12 protein-coding genes are annotated in these 23,791 nt (G+C 61.1%); 6 read left to right on the top strand and 6 right to left on the bottom strand.

Going from position 1 to position 23,791, the window contains the following annotated elements; genetic code table 11:
- Positions 1-64 precede the first annotated feature (64 nt).
- Both FRZ40_RS30000 and FRZ40_RS30005 read left to right on the top strand, forming a co-directional pair.
- Positions 65-1,165, top strand: coding sequence for a hypothetical protein (locus tag FRZ40_RS30000; RefSeq protein WP_147236522.1), 1,101 nt, complete (start codon positions 65-67; stop codon positions 1,163-1,165).
- Positions 1,122-1,958: an MORN repeat-containing protein gene (locus tag FRZ40_RS30005; protein WP_147236523.1), complete on the top strand. Its 837-nt coding sequence runs from the start codon at positions 1,122-1,124 to the stop codon at positions 1,956-1,958. The genes FRZ40_RS30000 and FRZ40_RS30005 overlap by 44 nt, the downstream gene beginning before the upstream one ends.
- Positions 1,959-2,613: 655 nt before the next feature.
- Here the strand turns inward: FRZ40_RS30005 and FRZ40_RS30010 are convergent.
- On the bottom strand, positions 2,614-4,293 hold the full coding sequence (locus tag FRZ40_RS30010) for a phage integrase family protein (protein ID WP_147236524.1): 1,680 nt from the start codon (positions 4,291-4,293) through the stop codon (positions 2,614-2,616).
- A 449-nt stretch (positions 4,294-4,742) separates the two neighbouring features.
- Between FRZ40_RS30010 and FRZ40_RS30015 the strand changes: the two genes are divergently transcribed.
- Genes FRZ40_RS30015 through istB form a run of 3 tightly spaced genes read left to right on the top strand, consistent with a single transcriptional unit; the run spans position 4,743 to position 7,531 of the window.
- Complete coding sequence (locus FRZ40_RS30015) at positions 4,743-5,171, top strand: hypothetical protein (RefSeq protein ID WP_147236525.1); 429 nt, start codon at positions 4,743-4,745, stop codon at positions 5,169-5,171.
- 53 nt (positions 5,172-5,224) lie between these two features.
- Positions 5,225-6,763, top strand: a complete 1,539-nt coding sequence (istA, locus tag FRZ40_RS30020) for an IS21 family transposase (RefSeq protein ID WP_147235074.1) — start codon at positions 5,225-5,227, stop codon at positions 6,761-6,763.
- A gap of 9 nt (positions 6,764-6,772) precedes the next feature.
- Entirely contained in the window at positions 6,773-7,531 is a 759-nt protein-coding gene (gene istB, locus FRZ40_RS30025) for an IS21-like element helper ATPase IstB (protein ID WP_137337201.1), read from the top strand.
- A gap of 757 nt (positions 7,532-8,288) precedes the next feature.
- Here istB and gcvA read toward each other — a convergent pair.
- Entirely contained in the window at positions 8,289-9,197 is a 909-nt protein-coding gene (gene gcvA / locus FRZ40_RS30030; protein ID WP_147236526.1) for a transcriptional regulator GcvA, read from the bottom strand.
- A 203-nt stretch (positions 9,198-9,400) separates the two neighbouring features.
- Here gcvA and FRZ40_RS30035 point away from each other — a divergent pair, with 203 nt between their 5' ends.
- Positions 9,401-10,255, top strand: a complete 855-nt coding sequence (locus FRZ40_RS30035; protein WP_167528695.1) for a DMT family transporter — start codon at positions 9,401-9,403, stop codon at positions 10,253-10,255.
- 64 nt (positions 10,256-10,319) lie between these two features.
- Here the strand turns inward: FRZ40_RS30035 and FRZ40_RS30040 are convergent, their stop codons facing one another.
- From FRZ40_RS30040 to FRZ40_RS30055, 4 genes are all read right to left on the bottom strand, one after another.
- Complete coding sequence (locus FRZ40_RS30040) at positions 10,320-10,745, bottom strand: sensor histidine kinase (protein ID WP_147236528.1); 426 nt, start codon at positions 10,743-10,745, stop codon at positions 10,320-10,322.
- Complete coding sequence (locus tag FRZ40_RS30045; RefSeq protein WP_147236518.1) at positions 10,700-11,434, bottom strand: IS6 family transposase; 735 nt, start codon at positions 11,432-11,434, stop codon at positions 10,700-10,702. Before FRZ40_RS30045 ends, FRZ40_RS30040 begins: the two co-directional genes overlap by 46 nt.
- A gap of 244 nt (positions 11,435-11,678) precedes the next feature.
- The gene (locus tag FRZ40_RS30050) at positions 11,679-12,029 is read right to left on the bottom strand and encodes a DUF2489 domain-containing protein (protein ID WP_147236529.1); all 351 of its coding nucleotides are present in this window, start codon (positions 12,027-12,029) and stop codon (positions 11,679-11,681) included.
- 13 nt (positions 12,030-12,042) lie between these two features.
- Complete coding sequence (locus FRZ40_RS30055; protein ID WP_147236530.1) at positions 12,043-23,781, bottom strand: filamentous hemagglutinin N-terminal domain-containing protein; 11,739 nt, start codon at positions 23,779-23,781, stop codon at positions 12,043-12,045.
- Positions 23,782-23,791 lie beyond the last annotated feature (10 nt).

Raw genomic sequence — 23,791 nt, forward strand, 5'->3', positions numbered from 1 at the left:
ACAGCGTTAGTTTGTGCCCTCGGGATCACGATTCACCTCGACTGTTTATCGTACGGATTAACCAATGTTTCGTCTCATCTCCTATATTTGTATCTCGCTTTCGGGAATGCTATTAGCGGCTTGTGCGAACCACGAAGCCGTGGTGGTGGAACCATACAGCATTCCCACACAGCGGATTGATGCATTTACCGAAAGTCTGCAATGCTTTGGCCGGATGTTGAGCGCCTATGTTGACCAGCCGCTACCGGTCGAGGTTGGTGTGGTCAAGGATGACACAGGTGCGTCCAAAGACGAGGAGGTCCCCAGCGACCTGCGAGACATGACGGTGAGCACTGTCTCGAAAATCGGCGGCCCGCTCAGTATTGTCTATCGACCCACAATCGAAGAAACCCAGCTGTTCAATATCGGTGGTGCGGCACTGATCCCAAGTCGGGCCTTTGGTTACGACACGATTTTTACGCTGTACGGTGCGGTGACTGAATTTGACCGTGCGGTCTATGGCAGAAAAAAATCACAAAACGTATCCGTTGAATTTGGCGGTGGTAATGGTCTGACAAATCTGGATTTCGGGCGCAATGAAGAGCGGACCAGTACCCGCATGGTCGTGGATTTTTACGCTAACCAGACCAGCATGTTTTCGATTGCCAACCACACGGCATCGACCAATGCGATGTTGCTGAATCTTGACAACGTTGATCACAATTACGATATCAGCATCGAGGGTAACTCTATCGGCTGGAGCGAGTCTTTATCACGGATCGAGGCGCGACACGCCTCTGTGCGTCTTCTGGTGGAGTTGGGTGTTATTGAGACGCTGGGTAAAGCCGTACCCGTACCTTACTGGAAATGCTTACCCGGCGGCATCGAAGACCCGGAGACGACGCAAACGGCACGCCGGGAGTTTCTGGAAATCCAGGAGGCGCAAAATATGCACAATATTGCCAATACCCGTACTATTTCTTTTACTCAAGTTCGTCGAGCCCGAACGGCCCTGGAAAAGGAACAAAAATTCAACAGCTTGATCAGCGATTATGCCCGCAGGGGGAAATATTCAGAAACCGGAGTGGCGTTGCGCAACCGGTTGCTGCAAGATGCGGGATTTTCTTCTTCGGACTATTTGAATGTGGATGCTTATGTTGCGCTCTGGAAAAATCTCCCGTATTGATGGGCAACGTGGCGTCAAACTATTGTTTTTATTTTGGTTGGCATGCTCAAGTCTGGTAGCTTCCGCCGCCGGAGAATCCCAGGTGTCCGCGACCGCCGATGCGACTCCGGATTGCCGTTTAATCGACAGTCAGGATTGGCCATCACATCAATATCAGGGACCTTGCCTGAAGGGCTTGAGCGACGGTGCGGGCGTAGTACGCTTCGCCAATGGCGACGAACTGCGAGGCCAGTTTAAACAGGGACAACTGGTCGGAGACAAAGGCGAAATTCACTATGCTAACGGCGATCGCTATGCGGGCGGAATAAAGGCCGGCTTGCCTGACGGAGAAGGGATTTACACTTGGCGCAACGGCGACACGTATAAAGGTCTGTTTGAGAGTGGCAAGAAAGTTGGGACGGGGCAGTACACGGAGGCTCAATCAGGTCGACAGTTTCAAGCTCGGTACCAGAATGATTTTCTGCAGGAACTGAATCAGGCATCAACATCTGCGCTCGCAACCCCAGCGCAGGAAGACAACACACTTCCAGAGGCATTTCGCCGAACCCTTAAGCCGGGCGATCAGACAAATTTGGGGCTGGTCATCGAAATCAAGCGCAAAGACGGCCTGGTCCTGGTACAAGCGGAGGAAACCGGTTTGTTTGGCATTCCCCGTTACAATTACCAGCAGCAGCGCTCGGGCGTCGATTATGCCCTCGCGCCGCAGGTTGCCCAGAGGTGGGTCAAGCTATCGGAAATTTTTCCGCCGACATCACGTGTTCGGCCCGAGCAGAACAGCATGCCCTATCGGTAATCGGCGGTTGACGGCGATAGCCTTTGGGGTGCGGAAAAGTCACAAATGCTCCGTGGCCTCATTACGCCGATCATCCCCGGCTCGATTACGCCGATCCGTGACAGGACATGGCAACTCGTCCAGACGCCAACGGGCAGGCGTCCTACAACCCTAAACACAAGCGGCCTCTCGTCTACACGATTGCACAGACATTCGAGCGTCGGGATGGCGCTTAGCTACAGCCCTTCCCGCTCTGCCCGTTCAACGCACGGGCGTCAGACGGGAATGGCAAAGCCACGAATCCACTCTCCATCTCAACGAAACTCTGATCGATGCAGCCCAAGAAATGGCGGCTACGGCAGCCGCCAAGGATTGTCGTTGTTACGAGATCTTCGAAACCGAGCGTTGCCAGTCAATATTTTGCGGCGGGCGCCTCGGGCTTTGCCGTCAAGACCAGCCCTGCGCACGAACTGCTTGCTGCTATTCGAAGGGTCGCGACAGGTGGCGTGTACGTGAATCTCACGGCATCTGAAGACCCGATACTTGATGCGACGGCGGCTGGGAGTGGCTTACCACACGAGCGACTAGGGGGCCAAACAAGGTAAGCGCAAATTCCTATCATAAGCGGCGAAGTTATGAAAACTGATGGGCTTATGTGGACGTCCGCATAAACGGCCTACAGCTTGAGGTCCCGTGCGGCAAACGCCTGGTCGAACTGCCGTGCGCGCTGCACTTCGTCGCTGTGCAGATAGGTCGACGTCGTCGAGATCGACGCATGCCGCAGATTGTCGCGCACCATGACCAGTTCGGCGCCCCGCGCGAGTGCGTGGGAGGCGTGCGTGTGGCGCATCCAATGCGGGCTCGCGCGGCGCAGCTTCTCGGCCGTCCCGGGCCGCTCGTCCTGGATCGCGTCGGCCACCAGCACAAAGAACCGTCTCAGCACGCGCCAGAGCCGCGTGCTCTCAATGCGTGCGCCGTCCTCGTCGAGGTTTGCGACAAGCGGCGTTGCCGGGTTCCAGCGCGCAGGCGTGACCGGCAGGCCCCGCTGCACGAGGTACTGGTCGAGCGCCGTCCGCGCAAGCGGCGGCAACGCCACCTTGCCGCGCTTGCCACCCTTGCCGAGCACGTGCAGCCAGTGATCACCGTGCTCATCCCGACGGATGTCGGCGAGCGTCGCGCCAACCAGCTCGCTGGCGCGCAGGCCCGTCGCATAGCCGAAGTCCAGCAGAAACCGAACGCGTTGCGCGGCCGGCACACCCCAGCCATAGGACCATTCGAGGCCGTCGGCAATGGTGCGGATCAGCAGCCACTCGCCCTCGGAGAAACCGCGCGACGCGTCCAGGCCCGCGCGCGGTGCGTGGCTCTTGACCTTGACGCCGGCGAACGGATTCGCCAGCACGTAGCGCTGCTCGACCAGCCAGCGAAATAGCGCCGACAGGACATTCAGTGCGTACGCCGCTGATCTGGGCGAGAGCGCGCCGATGAACGGTCGCCATTCGACACTGTGCCGTGGCCGCGACGGCCCGACCCAGCGCTCGCGCGGCGTGGGCCGGCGCAGGAAGGCCCGGTACGCGATCGCGTCGTCAGTGGTGAGCGACGACAGCGCCCGGCCTCGCTCGATGATCGCCCACAGGATCAGGCGCTCTGCTTCCTTGCGGTAGGCGCGCTGCGTGGTGGCCGATTCATGCAGCGACAGCCAGGACTGGATCGCCTCGTAGTCGTTGGATGCATTCAGCAGGCAGGCGGCCCGCGGCGCGCGGAACTGTCCATGCGAGCCGTCGACTTCGTGCGGCACGCGCAACTGCTCCCACGGCACGACGTCCCCGGCCGGTGCCGCGACGATCAACGCCCGGGCCCGTTCGGTCAGTGCTGGATGGGCGGCAAAAAACGCCTCCACGCGACGCGCGCCAGCGACGCCGAGTCCGTCGATCGCGATCCACCAGCGGCGCCGGCGCGGAATCCGCACGGTCAGATCGGCCAGCGTCCGAATGCCATGCGCCTGCAGGGCGGCCACCACGCGCAGTGGCAACCACCGATCGATCTCGTCAGCAACATGCGGAACCGGTGCTGGCAGGCTGCGCAGCAACTCGATCGTGCGCGCGACGGTGTCGGCCGACGCAGTGGATCGCTCGCCGAATGTTGCGGCCAGGTCGGCTCGGTGACGGCTCGTCGCGAACGCGACCAGGGTGCGCCGAATGCCGCCGAGCACGCCGCGCGCGGATGCCCCGGGCGCCTTGCGGTCGCCCAGATAGCGCGCGACGGCCGCGCGAGCGTCGAGCCCGGAATACCAGGCGCGCAGCGCAGCCAGTTCGGCGTCGCCGGGGAAGGCGATGGGGTCAGTCTCACGCGTTTTCATGATCGCCAGTTTAGATCAAAATCAGTAACGGACTGATAATGTTGTTTATCACGCTGGCCTTGTTTTTCTGCAACGCAGCTGCCGCGTGCGACTCCGAATGACTGTTGCGGAGCGACGCGAGAGGCTCAGTACGACCCCACAAGGGACGGTCGAGCCGCTTGATACCGGACATTCAGGCGGATGACGTGAGCATCGAGCGAGGGGCGGCGCGCATTTCAGGTTATTTCAGCTACAGCCTAAATTTTCTTTTCCGCTTGCCGATGTAATAGGTGCATGGTGCGGGGCAGCGGCGAGTACGCCGGACGAGGCTTGAGACAGAAAAGAATTCGAGAGTAAAGCAAACGCTGGAACCTATCTCCCCCGGGTGGCACTGAATTGCGCCGCTCCTCAGTCCCGCTTCGCATAAATCCGGATGCAAATCCGTGAATCCCTTTCCGTAGGAAAAGACCTTGAAGAAACTGAATGTGACGGGCCTTGCAACTGTCGTCGGCGCCCTCGCTAGCCTCGCCGGATGCGCGATTGTCCCCTCGGACCCAGCCGTGCTTTCGCAGATGAGTGGCAGCTACAGCGTAGTTGACCAGTTTTCCTACCCGAACACACACTCGACGCGTATCGACATCAGGTTCCTGCCCGTCGACGAACATGGCAAGACTTCTGCGCTCGTTAAGATGTACGACGGGGACAAACTGCGGCTGTATCAGCTCGACGACTGCGGTTACCCAGGTGACAACGCCGCGCGTCACCTATCGTGCGTATTTCACACCAAGCTGGACAGTGATTTCGCGGCAAGCTGGACAGGCATTTCACGCGAAGGTGGACACGGATTTCACGGCAAGCTGGACAGCGATTTCACACGAAGCTGGACAGTAACGCTCTGATGTAGCGACGCGGGTCAACCGTGGCACGCTCGACGATTTCGTCGAGAGGCCACATGGCATATCCAACGTTGACCATGCGTAAAATTCGTGAAGTGCTGCGCCTGCATTTCGACTGCGGGTTTAAGCAGCGTGAGATTGCCCGGGCAGTCGGTGCCTCTCCAACGACAGTCGGACAGTATGTGCGGCGCATGGAGCGCGCAGGGCTTACCTGGGCGGTGTCGGCGACGCTGTCCGACGATGAACTCGAAGCGCTGCTGTACCCGCCGCCACCACAGGTCGAGGGGCAGCGGCCCGAACCCCACTGGCCCACCGTCCGTCGCGAGCTCTCGCGCAAGGGCGTCACGCTGGATCTGCTGTGGAACGAGTACAAGGCCGAGCATCCGGACGGCTATGCGTACACGTGGTTCTGCACGCACTACAGCCAGTGGGCCAGCTCGTTGCCCCTGACATTGCGCCAGACGCACGCTCCGGGCGAGAAGCTGTTCGTCGACTACTCCGGCGACAGGGTCGCAATCATCGATGCGGCGACGGGCGAGATCCGTGAGGCGGAGCTCTTCGTCGCAGTGCTCGGCGCGTCGAACTACACGTACGCCGAAGCGACCTGGACGCAGCAGTTGCCGGACTGGATCGGCTCGCACGTGCGTGCGTTCGAATTCATCGGTGGCTGTCCTGAGATTGTCGTGCCGGATAACCTTAAGTCAGGCGTACACAAGCCCAGCTTCTATGATCCGCTGATCAATCGCACCTACGCAGCAATGGCCGCGCATTATTGCGTCACTGTCCTCCCGGCTCGCAGCGGGAAGCCCCGCGACAAGGCAAAGGTTGAACAGGGCGTACTCCTGGTCCAGCGCTGGATTCTCGCCCGGCTGCGCAAGCAGCGCTTCTTCAGTCTGGCCGAGGCGAACCGGGCAATCGCCGGATTGCTCGCCAGCCTGAACAACAAGGCCTTCAAGAAGCTGCCGGGTTCGCGCCGCAGCGCCTTCGAGGAACTTGACCGTCCGGCGCTCAAGGCGTTGCCTGTGCTGCCGTACCAGTACGCCGACTGGAAGGTCGCCCGCGTCGGCATCGACTATCACGTCGAACTGACTGGTCATTACTACTCGGTCCCACATCGCTTTGCGCGCGAACAGGTTGACCTTCGTTACACCACATCGACGGTCGAGATCTTCCATCGCGGCAAGCGTATCGCCGCGCACGCAAAGAGCGACCGGCGCGGCGCCCATACCACGCTCAATGAACACATGCCCGCTAACCATCAGGCCGTCACTGGCTGGGACCCACAGCGCCTGCGCAACTGGGCGGACAGCATCGGCCCATACACCGCCGCAGTCATCGAGCATCTGCTGGGCGGTCGCCAGCATCCGCAGCAGGCCTATCGCACCTGTCTTGGTGTGCTTCGGCTCGCAAAGGACTATGGCAACGAGCGACTTGAGGTGGCCTGCTGCCGCGCCATCGATCTCAAAGCGCCGGGGTACAAGTTCATCGCCTCAACGCTGAAGAACGGTCTGGATCAGCAACCCTCGCCGACATCTGCACAGGCCGACTTACCGCTTACGCACGCCAACGTGCGTGGGCCCAACTACTACCATTGAAGGAGAAATATGCTCAGACATCCGACCATCGAGAAGCTGCACGAGCTACGCCTGAGCGGCATGGCCGCCGCGCTCACCGAGCAGCAGGGACTCGCCGACATCGAAGCAATGAGCTTCGAGGAACGACTGGGTCTGCTTGTTGAGCGAGAGTCCAGCGTGCGCGAATCACGGCAGACGACGGCGCGGCTACGCCGCGCAAAACTGAAGTTCCCCGATGCCGTGCCCGAGGACATCGACTACCGCTCGGCACGGGGACTCGACCGCAGTCTCATCGGCCAGCTGCTGACGTGCAACTGGATTCGCGAGCGCAACAGCACGGTGATCATAGGCGCCACCGGTCTTGGCAAGACCTGGCTGTCTTGTGCACTGGCCAACCAGGCATGCCGTCAGGGCTTCTCAACGCTGTATCTGAAAATGCCCCGGTTGAACGAGGATCTTGCCATTGCCCACGGTAGTGGCCGCTACGCACGCCTGCTGGCGCAGTGGGCAAAGACGGACGTCCTGCTGATGGATGACTTCGCGATGGCGCCCATGAGCGACGGCGCCGTGCGCGACCTGCTGGAGATTCTTGATGATCGTCACGGCCACCGTTCGACGCTTGTGACAAGTCAGATTCCAATTGAGAACTGGCACGCGGTACTCGGGGATCCGACGCTCGCCGACGCCATTCTCGATCGACTCGTGCACAACACCTATCGCGTCAATCTCAGCGGCGAGTCGATGCGCAAACACAAAAAGAGTTTGACCGACAAACCCCGATCAGAGTAAAAATCGGAAACCCCGCGTCGCTGCGCTCCGACTGTCCAGCTTCGCGCGAATCAGCCGTCCACCTTCACGCGAAACGCGTGTCCAGCTTCCACGAATTACGCACCTATCGAACAGTGATGACCTGCACGCGTCAGAAGTCGTGCTTTGTCGGAGCTCTCGTTACCTGCAGGACCGTAGCCTGCCACATGTGACTTTCATCCACAGCCTCGACGGCCACCAGTTGGTGTTCCATCCTGACGGTGGGCTGCTCTCGGCAATCGTGAACAAGAATCTGGTCTCTAACGAAAAGTGGGAGGCGATCGTCCACTGGGCGCCGGTGTGGTCCTCTGGGTTCATGCTGAGAAAGCTGGATCAGTAACCACGCCGTGCTTCGACGCAGCGGTGGCCCCGGCGCGCTTTGACGTCGGACCTCGACAGCCTGCAGTCAATTGTTCAACCCCGCATCACGTGGGTCCAACCATGGGATACTGCCATCGGCAGCGGTTGAATCATTCTCGAGCGACTGCGATGTCAGACAGGCATCACCGCTCCATAAGTCCACACTGTCCTCTTTCGATTGTTGGCCAACATGCCAGATTGAAAGCGATTTAGGCACTCGCGTCGACTGTCTGGTTGTGGCCGTTATTTGCCAATCGGTGTGCAATCAACGAAATCATTTCGCGAACGTCAACACACGACCCTCCTCAGCCACTCAAGGCGGCGCCTCGGAGCGACAGCTTCCGAATGAACACCGGCCGTTAAATCTCGGTCGCGATCGTCATCCAGCGTTCACAAGGAAGCTCTGCACTTCGGCGGCTAACCAGCTGCGCAGGGCGCTGACCTTGGGATGGTCGCGATTACCCGCGCGATAGACCAGATCGTAGCCGCGCTCAACCTTCAGTCGCGCGTCCGGGAACAGCGCAACAAGGCGTCCGGCTGCGATGTCATCGCCTACCAGAACACTGCGCCCCAAAGCTACGCCTTCGCCACGAATGGCTGCCTCGATCGCCATGCTCCCATGACTGTATGCGGGTCCCCGCCCCTTGCGGCTCCTGACCACGCCCGCATAGGCAAACCATTGTTCCCAGTTCGCCAGCATCCGGTCCTCATGCAGCAACGTGCAACGGATGAGGCTGGCTGGCTCCGGGAGCCCGCCGACCTCATCTCGATACGCGGGACTGCAGACGGGCGTCACGGTTTCTTCGAGTATCCGTTCCGACTGGACGCGAGGATATCGACCACCACCGTAGCGCACGGCGGCATCGACCTGACCATCGTCCATGTCAACGTTGCGGTCGGTCACATCGAGGTGCACGTCGAGTTCCGGATGCATTGCCTTAAATCGGTGAAGACGCGGAGCGAGCCACTTTGTCGCAAACGAAACGCTTGTGCTGATGGTCATGCTCGCAACGCTATCGTGTCCGCGCAAACTCTCTGCTTCTCGCGTCAGTTCGCCGAGTAACCGTGCCACGGCAAAGTGAAACTCAGCGCCTGCATCGGTCAGGACGATGCGGCGCGTGAGGCGGTGAAACAGTGGAACACCGAGATGATTCTCAAGCGTCTTGATATGCCGGCTCACTGCGCCGTGCGTGACGTGCAGTTCTTCAGCAGCCAGCGTCATGCTCAACAATCGGGCTGTGGCCTCGAACGCGCGCAGGGTTTGAAGGGGCGGGAGCCTGTCGAACATGCTGTTCCGAGACGTGTGAGTTTCACTCACGCATTATATGACGACAAATCGTTTGTCAGAGGGGTGTGCGCGCCCGAACATCTACCTTCGAGTTCACTATCACGAAAGCCCTAATGTCGAGCCAAAGCCTGACTGATGTGCGTCCTGCCGTCATCATCGAAGATCACGCCCCGAGGGGAATAACACTGCGGAGTATCGGCTCGATGCTGATGCTCGCGGTGATGTGGGGACTGTCTATCCCGGTGACGAAACTCGGGCTCGAGAGCCTCCCGCCTCTGACGCTAACCGCAATGCGGTTTGCCATCGCAGTGCCCCTGCTTCTCGTCTTTGCCGTGGGCCAAAATCCGTTGCCGCGTCGTGCCTTCCCTCGTGTCGCCGCGCTCGGTGTACTTGGCATTGGAATTGGCCAGGTCGCGCAGACGTTCGGTGTCTCAGGCACATCGGCCTCCGTCGGCACGATCATCTCTGCGACCATTCCTGTTTTCATCGTGTTCTTTGCCGCGCTGAGACTGAAGCAGCACGTTTCGGGCTGGCAGAAGCTGGGACTGCTTGCCGCATTCGCGGGGATCGCCCTGGTCGCCTATGCGCGCGGGCACGGCACGACGGGCTCGTCCGGAACGAGTGTGGTAGGGGCGTTGTGCGTGCTCCTGTCCGCACTTGCTATCGCGTTCTATTACGTCTGGAGCGTTGAACTCACGACCGCCTACGGTACCGCCACGGTAGCGGCATGGAGTACGCTGTTCGGCTTTCTTGCTTTGCTGCCGTGGGCCGCCTGGGAAATGTGGCAAGTTCCTTTCCACATCACGACATCGGGCATATCAGCCGCGGCGTACCTCGGCCTGATCGTGACCGTTTCGGGCCTTTTTCTATGGCTCAACCTGCTGCGCCACGTTCCCGCACGGGTTGCCGCGAGCGTGCAGTTCCTTCAGCCGGTATTCGGCATCGCGGCTGCATCGATGATGTTTGGCGACAGGCTCGGCCCATCATTCGTGGCCGGCGTGGCGCTCGTTCTCGTCGGACTCGCATTCTCGATGACTTCGCGCCGCGGTGCGCGATAGCCACTCTCGAAAGCCCTCCGGTCTCTATCGTCAACGGTCATTGCTCCTGTGCTGACCAGCGAAGTCAGACGGACAGCGAGGGCGAGCATGGTATCTGCACGGTAAAGCGGGTACCACCGTCTGATGATTCAACGCTTATTGTTCCCTGATGCGCGGAGGCGATGCAGCGGCAAATGTAAAGGCCAAGACCCATACCAGCGGCCATTCCGCTCCGGTCGGGCGAGGTTGCCCGCGTTAGCGGATCGAACAGCGTAGGGAGTGCGCGCTCCGGTATCGGATTGCCCTCGTTGGCGACGACCACGGTTACCTGTCCATCGTGAGCACGCGCTTCGACGACAATCTGCCCTGAACCATATCGCACTGCGTTAGTTAGTAGATTGACTATCAACAGCGTTGTCACGTTAAGGTCTTCGAGACGCAAGTGGGCACAGAACGTACATTTGCTCAGAAATCGGACGGATCTTGGGTAAGCCCAGTGAAGCGATGCCATCCGGCAAAGCGTGCGGCGAGCTGTTTGCGATAGAGTGATGCACGCAGTAAATGTCGCTTGAGCGCGAAGTGCTGGCGAATCGGTCCGAAGCTCGATAAGAACGCTTGTGTGCGATCAGGATCGCGGAAACCACGCATCCGGCGCTCGCGCTCACGCGTGGGTTGATGGTTATTTTCGGCACGGTTGTTCACCCGAGCGCTGGCTTTGACGAAGACGTGTTTGATGTTTGCCAGTTCGGGAATTTCGGCCTTCGCGGCCGGATAGCTGCGCAACTGATCGGTGACAATCCTTCGCGGCGCGTCGGGACAGGCGGCCAGCACGCGTTTGAAGAAGTACTTTGCTGCGGCCTTATCGCGATGTTTCTGCAGCAGGATGTCGAGTTCGGCGCCGTGTTGGTCGACTGCCCGCCAGAGCAGATAAGGCTCACCGCGCAACGTAACGAAGACTTCGTCAAGATGCCATGTGCTGCCGGGTTTGCGGCGAGCCGCCTTGACGCGATGTGCGAAGCCCGCGCCGAATTTATCGCACCAGCGGCGGATCGTCTCGTAACTGACGATGACACCGCGCTCGAATAGCAGCTCTTCAATATCACGCAGGCTGAGTTGGAACCGGAAGTACCACCGAACCGCGTGGCTAATGACCGTCGCCGGGAACCGATGGCCGTGATAAAGCGATTTTGTCTTCTTCATCGCGACATCTTACGTGACCACCTCGCCAACGTGACAGAGCCACCCAAACGCCATGTGACTTTGCGACCCGGTACGCAAATGCACCTCAACGAGGACATACGCAGGGAAGTTGAATAAATGCTGTATTAGCCCTCGCTGGCGCGCGTTCCCTGAAGAATTGCACAAATCGGGCGACTGTACCGCAACGCTTCGCAACTTCACAAATGACAACCCCCACGCTCGACCGGGTCCAGTCTTCTGTAATTCACGCGTCATCCGCCTCAGCATCACCCGGGTCGAATCGAGCTATCAGGTTCCTGCATGCCTGCAGAGCAAATGACCTTGCCCACTCCTCTGTCCGTTTGAGTTCTGGATCGAGGCGAGCAAGAGCTTCGGGAGCCCAGAGATGCCGCTGAGCTTCAAGAGGCAAATGATCGGTTTCAGACATGATGACTAGAAAGACGCCAAAATCAGCATCACGCTCGGCAATACCAATTAACCGATTCTTTATGGTGTGCACCTGTACTGCCCCCTCAAGGAACGACACCTTGCCGTCAAGCATGGCATGAGCCAACTCGACCAATCTTCGGCGCTCCATCATCTCGCGTTCATTCATTGCTTGCTACCACTCATTTCAATGGGATCGATTTTGGTTCCACGACTCGACCGGTCACGGCATTTCTATATGCATGAATTTCGAACTGTGTTCCGTCGGCCGCCGTATAACTTGAACTACTCACCTTACTCCAATCGCTGAGCTGCCCTCCATATTCCGATACCAAGCGAGGAGCATCCCTGAGAATAACACCTGTCCCGTTGCCCGAAGTAGCCACTCCGTTCCCGGACATCAACTCGGACAACTGCTGCTGGCTTGCCAATGACTTGTTGAGATTTAACCCGTTGACCGCGTTTGCTGCACTGTCCGACCCAGCTGCACTGCTTGTGGACCGACTGCCAAGTCCTGTAATTCCATCAACCGCGCCAGAGGCGTCCAATGGCGAGATTCCGGCAAATATGGTCGCCCACGCCGATGAGCCCGACGAAGCCAGCATTGCCTGATATTGATTCTGTTGGGCAACCGCATTGGAAACGCTGTTCCAGTTCGACGTTGCAAGGGACTTCGCACTGGAAGCCTGATTTGCCAACGACTCCATGAACTGCGCACATTTGGTGCCACCCTGGCAGGCCGCCTCGATGTCGGCTTCGCTTACTCCACCCGATTGCATCGCGTCGTATTGCACCTGCTGACAGCCAGACGGGCTGTTGCAATTCTGTGCAGCCTGTTGCTGCTGCGTTGAGATCGATTGGTAAGTCGCTACCGTCAGGCTTACACAACTCGTATCACCTGGCGCGCAACCCTTCAATGTAGCCAGAAGACTTTGCACTTGCCTGTGATTCAAGTAGTTATTGAGCGTCTCGTTTTGGGCCGCCGTCACCGCACCCTGAACATTGAACCCGAGGGCGCCTGCAATGCTGCCGCTCACCAATGTTTCGATGCCAGCCAAGGCTGCGGCTGGAATGTTGCCATTGGCGTCAAGAATCGGGTTCAGGCCAGCCGACACTACGCCACCGATTGCCCCTCCTGCGCAACCTGTTCCCTCCAGCGCGCTTGCCGCGCATCCGAGGCCAGCATGGGCAGCAAGGTACGCGAACCTCCCGCCCACTGAACCCAGGTCACCTACCAGGCCATCTTTTGCATCTCCAATCTCCGAGGCACCGGCCGCAGCCAACTCACTCGTTAACGCATTCACGAATGAGCTGGCGAGGCTTCCTCCTTCAATTGCAGTGCTCACCCCAGCGGCAATGCCCGCGTCGGCAAGCATCGCGAGACCTCGTTGGGTCAGCGTTGCAGTGGTCGTTGTCGACTGGTTTACGTTGGTCCCTGCAATCTGGCTAACGCCCGCAAGACTCGCAAGAGATTGGGTCGCTCCATTAAGAGCCAGAGGCTGCGTCGTAAAGTCGAGACCTGACTGTGCGTTATACGTGATGCCATTGGTGAGACCGGCCGTGAGACCCGCAACACCGGCGGCCTCAAACGCGTTTGCCCAGTTCAACTGACCTGTCATGGTCAGTTGCGATGCGATGCTCGACGTGAAGCCCGCAGCGGCAGCCGACAATGCGATATTGGCCAGCCCGGCCGAAGTCGCGACGCCGTTGGCTGCCGCCGTCGCGGTCGCCGCACTGGCAAATGCCCCGCCTTCCGCGCCAGCTGTCGCGCCAATTGCGGCGCTCGCGGCTCCGGCCGTCATGATGGCTACGACTACTGCGAACACCATACCGACGATCTGAGACGCACCAAACCCGCCCTGCGCCACAAAATCCGTATGCAGGTTGTCCGTAACGGTCGTCTGCGTGAAGCTGGTACCGAGCTGTTGCTGCAGTTGCGCCAGCAACTGCTGGGTTCCAGCCTGGTCAATGGTGCCGTCAGCATTGAGTTGCTGCAGTGCCCCGCCGATCTGGTTGAGCGTCTGGACGTTCAGGTCCATGCCCGCCGCGCTCATGAAACCGCCGGGCTGGACAGCCGTACCGGTCGTGTTGGAGTACCCCACCTCGTTGATATAGCTCCAGATCTGACCCACATCGACCTGGTTGGCCCGGTTGGTCAGCGTCCCCGTGTTGACCGTGAGCGTATTGGAGGCGGTGATATCGCCCGTGTTGAGGATACTGCCGTTGCCATCCTTGTTGAAGTTGAGCGTAACATCCTTGCCCGTGATGGTCCCGTCCGCAGACATCGCGCTCCAGTTCTGCGGCAGATACACCTGCGGCATGAGTGCCGTCACCGTCGGACAAGTGACCGGGCCTGTCGACACACAGCTCGGGTCGGGAACGGACTGCTGCACGTACCAGAGCATCGGCTCGCTCAGCGTGCTGAGCTGCGTTTGCGTCAGTGCATCTCCGAGTTGCAGGTTGTTGGTCTTCGCGTAGTCAACCGCGTTCTGATACAGGATCTCCTTTTCCTGCGCAGTGACGGACAGGTTGTGCTCACTGTCGTACGTCAATCCATCGATAAAGCTCGCCTTGCCCGTCTGCTGCAGCGCCGCCTGCTGAAGCATCAGGTCTTCCGCCTGCGGATTGTAGTAAAAGAGCGTCGAACCCGGCTGAAGATTCGCGGGCAGGTTGTCGAGCAGCGCCTGCGGACCGAGCGGATCGAGTGCCGAACCGCCGAGCGAGCCCGTCACATACGATGCCTGTCCCGCTACTGGGATGGGCAGCGGTGCGCCGACCGAGCGCGGCGTCGTCAGATTCAGTCCGGGAAGATTGACGCCGCTCAGCGAAATGATCTGCGACGGCGAATTGACGTGCGGCGTGTAGGTATTCGCCGCCGTAATGCCGTTGATGAGCCGCTGTCCCGTCAACGTCACCGACGTGCCGATCACGTTCCCGACGTTCTGGATCTCACCTCCAGACGAAACCGACAGGTTCGGCGCCTGAATCGTTGCAGCAATATTGCCGACTGGCGTGGGCGGATCGATCGTACCGCCGACATTTGTATAGGCACTGCCATAGAGTGCTGTACATTCCTCGGGTGAACCGCATGCCCATACGTCATGTCGCTTGTCCGGACTAAAATCCCCGGTCTCCTGGACCCAGTGCGAGTGCCAGTACGCATTGAGCGTTTGCGCTTCGTTCACGACAGGCCCTGCGACAGCAATCGTCGCGTTGTTGCCCGCCGCAATCAGGCTGCCAATGTTAGTAAGGCTTCCAGCATTGAGCTGGAGGTTATTTCCCGCGCTGATGACCGACGAATTCCCCGCCTGCTGGTCAACGTAACCTTCGCAATAGCTCTCCTTGTAGCCGCCCACCGTCATACAGCCAGAGTATTGTTCTTTCGCGCCGTAATCCGAGTGCACAGGAACGGGTGGAGGCAGGTTATTGGTGATCGCGCCCGAAACGTTGAGCGTGATGTTGTTACCGGCGATGATGTTGCCAGACGTGTTGTTCAGGCTCTGCGCCGCCGTCGTGGAGGTGGCTGTCGTACCGACGCCACCAATGACAATGTTGTGCCCCGCCAGCAAGTTGCCGTACGTGTTGTTGATCTGCCCCGCAGCGATGACCAAATCATTGCCCGCGAACACTGTCGCGTTTTGCTGCGCATACGAGAACGTGGTCGAATTCGGATTATCGCCACGAAACGAGTTGTTTGCGTAGCCACACTCCGCGCCGCTTACACCGGTAGCGCAACCGGGCTGCGTAGAAGTAGCGGAATTGTATTGCCCCTGATTTGCAAATGATTGCGCGGCGCTCGCGTTGAAATTGTTGCCTGCATACAGCAATCCGCCGTTCACCAGATTCCCGCCGGACAGATTCATGTTGCGCCCAGCGATAATCTGCCCTTGTGCTCCGAACGCCGTTGTCGTACTGGTCACGCTCGGCGGCACATTCGCGCTCGAATTGAATGAAACGGTCGACTCCGGCACCACCGTTCCGGAAATACCTATGCCGACTGTCCCGTAGACGCCGACGACGCCCAACGCATTCATCTGCGCCATGAACGCGTCGAGTTGTGCCTTATCAACCGTATCGACAATGGTCGCAACGGCATTGCCTACCGGTGCGTTGTTGAGCGACTGCAGGTTCAGGTTGACATCAAGTCCGGCCGAGATCGTGCTGCCGGCGTTCGATAGGGTGCCTGCCGTGATATTGACGCTGCCGCCGGCCGCAATCACCCCAGGAGTTACGGACCCGGGTGCAGTGATCGTCCGGTCGATCCCAGGCAACGCGATGTACTGGTGTTGCCCTGCCGTGGAGTTGCCAACCTCTACGTCCTGACAGGCGCTCGGATCGCCATAGCATGTGCTTCCGCCGCTGCGGACATCGACGTATCCGCCACTCATGTTCGGCAACAAGGTGGCGATAGTGGCGGTCTGCGAGTACTGGTACAGATAGCAGTCGCCCTGGCTGTTCTGGCAGTACCAGCCAGACAATGCTCCGACCACGATCTGGCTCAAGAGATCCGGATCCGCCGAAGCGCCGACCAGTTGTGTGGACGTTTGTGTCGCGCCCTGCAACGCATCGTTGATGACCGCGCCGGCATTGATATTGATGTTGCCGCCGGCAAGAATCGTCCCGACCGTGTTATAGACGGTCGCGCCCGTGGTGATGCTGATACTGCCGTTCGCCTGCGTCGTGCCGTACTGATTGTCGTAGTTGCCGCCGCCGTTGAACGTCAGGTTCCCTGCGCTCTCGATCGTGCCGCGATTCGTGACGCTGCCGTTCAATGTGATCGAACTGCCGCTATGCACGACCGCGTTGGTCGCATTGTTCAATGCGCCGTTGAAGGCGATGTCATTGCCCGTCAATTGACCGAAGTTGCTGAACGTCCCGTAAGTGGTCAGCGACAGCGGCGCCGTGCCGGTGATCATGCCGTAGTTGTTGATTCCGTTCAGGCCAACGACAGTTGCGCCCTGACCACCAAAGTTCCACGTGCCGCTGTTACCGATGAATCCGGCCGTCAGCGAGAGCTGTCCACCGTAACTGATCGTGCCCTGCGAGGGGTCGAACGTCGCATTGGCTGCACCGACGCCCATATTGCGCTGCGAGAGCAACTGACCGCCTACGTTGTAGAAGGCGCCACCGCCGCCGTTGATTGTGAGCGACACATCGCCCGTGACGGGGCCTCCCGGCGTGTTCGGATTGCCCGCGAAGATCAACCCGTTCTGGTTATTCAGCGTCCCAGTGTTGATGTTGAGGCTGTTGACGGCCATCAGCGAGCCGCCGATGTTATTCATTGCGCCCGCGACGTAAATGTTCGTGGTCGCGCCGTTCACCAGACCCGCATTCGTGAAGTTCGTCGCGGTGATGTTCGTCGTGACCGTCGACGCGAGCGAGCCCGTCGCGGCATTCGTCAGATTGGGCGCGCTGACGGTCAGCGCGCCGCCTGCCAGCACGTTGCTCGCGTTGTAGAAGGCGTTTTGCGACACGAAGGTCGCCGCGCCGACCACGTCGACATTGCCGCCCACCAGCGACAACTGGTTCGATGCGCGCGCATCGAGCGTACCGCCGACAATCGCGTTGCCGAGCGTGACATTCGTGCCCGCAACCTGAAGGTTCTTCGACGACACGATGGACGACTGTCCCGCGTTGACGGTGCCCGTCGCGTTGATCGAAATGTCTTTCGATCCGCTCGCCGTTCCGCTCATCGTGACGTTGTTGCCGGAGAGCGCGAGTTCGCCCGCGGCAACGCTGTTGCCCGACAGCGTGAGCGTCTGTCCGGCATGCAGGCTCGCATCGCCATTCGACGACACGCCGCCCACCGTCACGTTGCCGTTGGTGCCCGTGACGTTGACCGTGCCCATCGACGCGATGCCGCCCGTCGCCGATGCATTGTTCGCCGCGCTGATTGTCGCGTTGCCGCCCGTCTGCACCTGTCCGCTGAACGCGACGCTGCCCGCGTGCGACGTCGCGACGATATCGCCCACGGCCGTCGCCGCGCCGAACGACATGTCGCCGTTCGAGGTCGCCGTGAATTTTCCAGCGCCCTGCACTTCGCCGAGCGCAACGCCGCCGCCCGCGTTGACGGCGATGTCCTTGCCGAAAGTCAGCGCGCCGCCGCCGTTGATCGAGCCGCCTGCATTGATGTTGGCAAGACCCAGGCCCATCAATGCACCGCCGAGCGTCGTCGTGCCGCCCGACGTCACATTCGTATCGCCATTGATCAGGCCGCCCGACAGCAACGCGAGATTCCCGCCCGCGTTTGCCGTGAGATTGCCTTGCGTCGTGATCGCGCCGCCGACGCCCAGCGCGCCCGTCGTTGCCGTCAACGCGATGTTGTCGTTCGAGCCCGCCGCGCCGCCAATCAGCAGATTGCGTGCAGCGGAGACATTCACTGCATCCGCTGACGAAACCGATCCGCCGATCAATGCATCGCGCGTTGCCGTAATCGATGTCGTCGAACCCGAGATGACGTCGCCCGCCACCACTACATCGCCTGCGCTGTTGTGGCCTTGTGCGTTCAACCGCAGCGTACCGCCCGCCTGCGCCGCGCCCAGCGAGATATCGTTGCCCGCCGTTACGGCAAGGCTGCCGTTTGTGCCCACCACGCCTGTCACGTTGACACTGCCGCCTGCGTTCACGGTCGCCTGCTGGCCGAATCCAACCGAACCTGCGTTGATGTCGCCGCCCGCCGTCAGCGTGCCCGTGTTCTGCGCGCCGATGCCGCCCGTCAGCGTCATGTTGCCGCCGGACGTCAAATGCGCATCGCCGCCCACCGTCGTCACGCCGGAAAAGGCCAGAGCCTGTGCCGCGTTCACATTCAACTGGCCTTGCGTCGTGACGTTGCCCGCCGAGCCGTTGCCACTCGTCGCCGTGAGCGTGAGGTCGCCTGCCGAGTTCACATCGCCGAGCGCGAAGTTGCGCGCCGCGTTGACGGTCGTCGTGCCGCCCGTGTTGATCGCACCGGCTGCCGTCACGTCGCGCGTGCCATTCAGGAGCATCGTGCCGAATGCGGTGGCGCTGCCCGCAAACGTGACGTCGCCGCCGCCCGCGTTGCCGTTGGCCCTCACGGTCAGATCGCCGGTCACGGCTTGCACACTGCCGAGGCCCGCGTTGTTGCCGCCAATGATGGAAACAGTCGATCCTTGCAACGCGCCCGTCAGCGCAAGATCGCGCGCTGACGTCAGCGTCGCGGCCTGCGCAAATGCTGCCGACCCAGCGCCGTTGATGTCCCGGCCCGCGTTGAGCACCCCGTCCATCTGTCCCGCGACAACGCCCGTCAGCGCGATATCGCGACCTGCCTGAACGTTGATCTGCTTCGCCGCTGCAATCTGTCCGCCGAGTTGCGTATCGAGCGCCGATACAACATTGAACGCGCCCGCCGTCGCCGCCGTTCCCGTGAAGGACGCGCTGCCCGTCATCGCCGTCGCGTTGAGATCACCGGTCGATTCGATGGTGCCCGTCACCGTCACGTTGCGTTGGCCTGTCAGCGTCAACGCGTCGCCGCTCGCGAGCGAGCCGCTCACGATGGCATCGCGTGCGCCCGTCAGATGGATCGCCCCTGGCGCCGTCGCGGTGCCCGTGATCGCCGCATCGCCCGCGCCTGCGTTGCCATTTGCCGTGACGTCGAGCGTCGTCGCCGATATCACGTCATGCAGCGCGGCATTATTGCCGCCCGTTGCCGTTACGACGTTCGCCTGCACGCCACCCATCAGCGCGATATCGTGCTGCGCGGCAAAGCTTGCCGTCTCCGTGATCTTCTGCGTGCCGCCGCCCGTGATATCGCGTGCCGCCGTGACAGTTGCATTCGAGCCGCCGACCATCGTGCCGTTCAGCACGGCGTCGCGTCCCGCCGTCAGCGTGATGTCGTTGACGGCACTCGTGCTGCTGCCGAGCGACAGGTCGAGGCCCGTCGTGATAGCGAGCTTGCCGCCGCTGTTGATGCCGCCCGTCGCGGACAGGCTGCCCGTCTGCGCATTGAGCGTTGCATCGCCGACCGACTCGACTGCGCCGTCGATATTGATGTTGTGTTGTGCCGTGACAGACGTCGTCGTGCCGCTCGCAATCTTTCCGCTCGATGTGACGGAGACGTCGTTGTTCGCATCGACGGTCACAGTGCCCGCCGCTGCCGCAGCGCCCGTCACCGTGACGTTGCCCGCGCCGTTGACGCTGTTCGTGCCGTTCGCCCGCAATGCAATCATGCTCGCGGATTCGATGTTGTTGACGGTCGCGTTGCCCGCCACAGTGATATCGACGGACTGGCCCTGCACGAGCCCGCCTTGCACGATGTCGCGATTCGCGGCAAGTGTCGCGGCCTGCGCGAAAGTCAGCGTCCCCGCCCCGCCGATGTCGCGGCCCGCTGTCACCGTCCCTTGTCCCAGACCTGCGAGCATGCCCGTCACGTTGACATCGCGCGCTGCGTTGAGCATCGCATCCGATGCGGCCGTCGTGGTGCCGCCCAGATTGATATCCGTGCCTGCAAGCGCGGTGAACGTGCTGTTGCTGTTGATAACGCCCGTCGAGCCGATGCTGCCCGCCGCCGCGTTCAGCAGCATGTCGCTGGACGACTGGATCGAACCCGTCACGCCGCTGTTCCGCCCGGCATTCAGCACAACAGTCGAACCGCCGACCACGGCGCCCGTGATGTTCAGATCGTTGGTTGCGTTGAGCGCAAGCGTCGATGCCGCCTGCACGTCGTGCAGCGACGCCGAGCCACCCGCATTGGTTTGCACTGTTCCCGCGCGCAGCGAACCTGTGAGATTCGTATCGCCGCCCGACGCCACGTTTGCATTCAGCCCAAGCGCGATGGTTGCACTGCCGCCGATTGCATCGCCCGCGTTGAACGTTCCGTTGCCTTGCGCGACGACGGAGCCGTTAATCGTCAGATTCTGGCCGGCCGTCACGTCGATATCGCCGAGCGACGACGTGCCCTGCGTACCGAGATCGACGGATTGCGCGGCGCTGATGTTGAGATTGCCGCCCGACTGGATGTTGCCCTTGCTCGTCAGGTTGCCCGATGCGTTCGTGAGCGTCATATCGCCATTGGACTGCACGGTGCCCGCGTTCGTCGTGTCGCGTCCGCTCGTTACGCTCAACGCGTTCGCGCTTTGCAACGTGCCGTTCGAACTCACGCTGATATCGCGTGCGGAGTTCAGGGTCGCCGTCGAAAGCGAGGTGACCGTGCCGCCAATCGCAATGTCGCCTGCGTTGGTTATCACCTGCAATGCCGCGTTGGACACGACGTTATTCAGCGACACTGAGTTCACCGCCGAGAAGCTGACGGCATTGCCTTGCAATGCGCCCGTCACCGACAGATCATTGCCCGCCGTCGCGTTCACATCGCCTGCAAAGCCGCTATTGCCGCCCGCGACGATGTCATGCCCCGCCGACAACATCGCCTTCGCCTGTCCGGCCAGCGAGCCGCCTATCGTCAGATCGTGACCCGCGTTGAGCGTGACGTCGTTGACGGCGCTCGTGTCGCCCGTCAGCGAAACGTCCTGTGCCGCGTTCACCGAAAGCGCGGACGCACCGTTGACCGTTCCCGTCGACGTCACGCTTCCCGTCGCCGCAGTGATCGAAAGGTCGCCGACCGACTGCACCGTGCCCGCATTCGCGACGTTGACATTGCGTTGCGCAGTAAGCGCCGTTTGCGCGCCACCGGCTAAGGTTCCGTTCACGGCGATATCGCGGGCCGCCTGCACGTTCGTCGCGCCGACACTCGCTGCATTGCCATTGAACGTGACGTCGCCGCCGCCCGCGTTGCCGTTCGCCGTCACGGCAAACGCGCCGCCCGCCTGCACTGCGGCAAGCGTGACGTTGTTTGCGCCCGTGACGGTCAGATCGTTGGCGAGCAGTTTGCCCGTCAGTGCAACGTCGTGCCCTGCGTTCAACGTTCCGCTTTGTCCGAACGCGATCGATCCGCTGCCTGTCACATCGTTCTGTGCATCGAACGCGCCGTTGTGCTGGACGATCGATACCCCCGATACATCCAGATTGCGCCCCGCCGATACCTGTGCGTCCGTGCCGACCATCAGCGAACCCGACACCGACGTATCGCGGCCCGATGTCGAACTGAACGTCGCGCCGCTCGCGAGCGACCCGCTCACCGACAGATCGCGTCCTGCCGCTGCCGTCACTGCGTTTTGCGCAGTGGCCTGCGCCGCAATCGACGTGTCCTGCCCCGATGTGAGCGTCAGGTTTGCGCCGCTGTTGACGTTGGCGTTCGCGTTGATATTGCCCTGCGTAGCGGACACGGTTGCATCGCTGGCCGTCTGCACGGCTGCCGTCACGTTGACGTTGCGCTGCGCCGTCGCCTGCAATGTGCCGCTGTTCGTCTGGCCGGCAATGTTCACATCGCGTGCGGCCTGCAGCGTCGTCGCGCCGCTGACCACGGCAGTGCCGTTCAGGTTGACATCGCCCGCAGCCGATACGCTCACCGCGCCGCCGCCCTGCACATCGCCCAGCGTGACATTCGAACCCGCCGACATCGCGATATCGCCATTCGCCTGCGTGTTCGCGAGATTGACGTTGCCGCCCGCTGTCACGTCGAGTTTCGCGCCGGACTGCAGCGTACCCGTCGACGTCACATCGCCATTCGCATTGATCGTGTAGCCGCCGACGCCGACGTGCGCGCCCGTCATCGATACGTTGCCCGCCGACTGTAATGTCGCCTGCTTCTGCGCGGCCGTGCCCGCCACCGATACATCGCCGTTCGCCGACAGCAGCAGATCGCCCGCATTGGCGGCAAGTTGCGCATCACTGCGCACGCCCATGCCTGCTGCCGTGCTGATCACCTGGATCTGGCCCGCCGTCATCGCGCCGAATGCCGTGGCATCGATCGCAAGACCGTTGTTCGCGTTGCCGTTTGCGCCATTGATGGCCGCCGCCGTATTCACGCTGCCATTCGACGATGTGCCATACGTCGTACCCACATCGGACACCGCGCCCGGCGACACGAACTGACGCCCGGCAATTGCATTGATGCGACTGCCCGCAAAGAGCGGCGCATTCACGCCGATGGTTTCGGCGATCAGATCGATCGTGCCGACCGTGCCTTCGATCCCTGCGCCCGGACCGTTCGCGCCAGCATTCCCTTCGATCTGGATATGCCCGCCCGTCACGTTGTAGCCGACGGCCGTCGCGTGAATGAAGTCGGTGCGCGTGCCGTTCATGTCGCTGAGAAACTGCGGCGTGCCTGTGGTCAGCGTGACGCCGATCGTGTTCGTGAAGCCTGTGCCGCGTGTCGTGATGCCGTTCGGGTTCGCGATGATGACGGTCGCGGGTGCGCCGAACACTTCGAGCGGGCCATTGAGCAGACTGGCATACGCCGCGCCGTTCGACGTCACCTGATTGACGATCACACTCGCCGTGCGCCCCGCCAGATTCGTGTTCGCCGCGACGTTGCCGCCCGTGAGCGACGTGCCCGACATCAGGCTGTTGTTCAGGATCAGCCCGATGGGATCGATATTGAAGCTCTGATACTGGTTCAGCGAGATCCCCGCCGTGTTCGGCGCGGTGATATTGACGACGGGCACGCCGCCGTTCGCGCCCGTGCTCTGCGTGATCTTCGGCTGGAAGGTGATGGGCGCATTCGGATCGACGATGGGCGTCGCGAAAGCCTGCTGCATCATGACGCGCACACGCAACCCAGTCAGGTCGCGGAGCTGTTGCCATGCGTCGTCGTCGAAGCGTTTGCTGCCCGCTGCAAGCATGCCTGCCGCCGATTCGCTCTGCTCGAACGTAACCGTCAGCGGTCCGATGAACAGCGTCGCGGCCACCACAGCGGATACGCTGCGTTGCCACACGCTGTACGTTCGTACCTTCGAGGCGACGGTCCAGATCTGGCCGGACGTTTCGTGCAGGCGCGCACGCAGCACATCCCGCATCGTCCGGACGTGTTCAAGTTGCCGCAAGGCATTACGCGTCGAAACTCTCATGATGTTCTCG

This window comes from Paraburkholderia azotifigens (genome assembly GCF_007995085.1).
GTDB lineage: Bacteria > Pseudomonadota > Gammaproteobacteria > Burkholderiales > Burkholderiaceae > Paraburkholderia > Paraburkholderia azotifigens.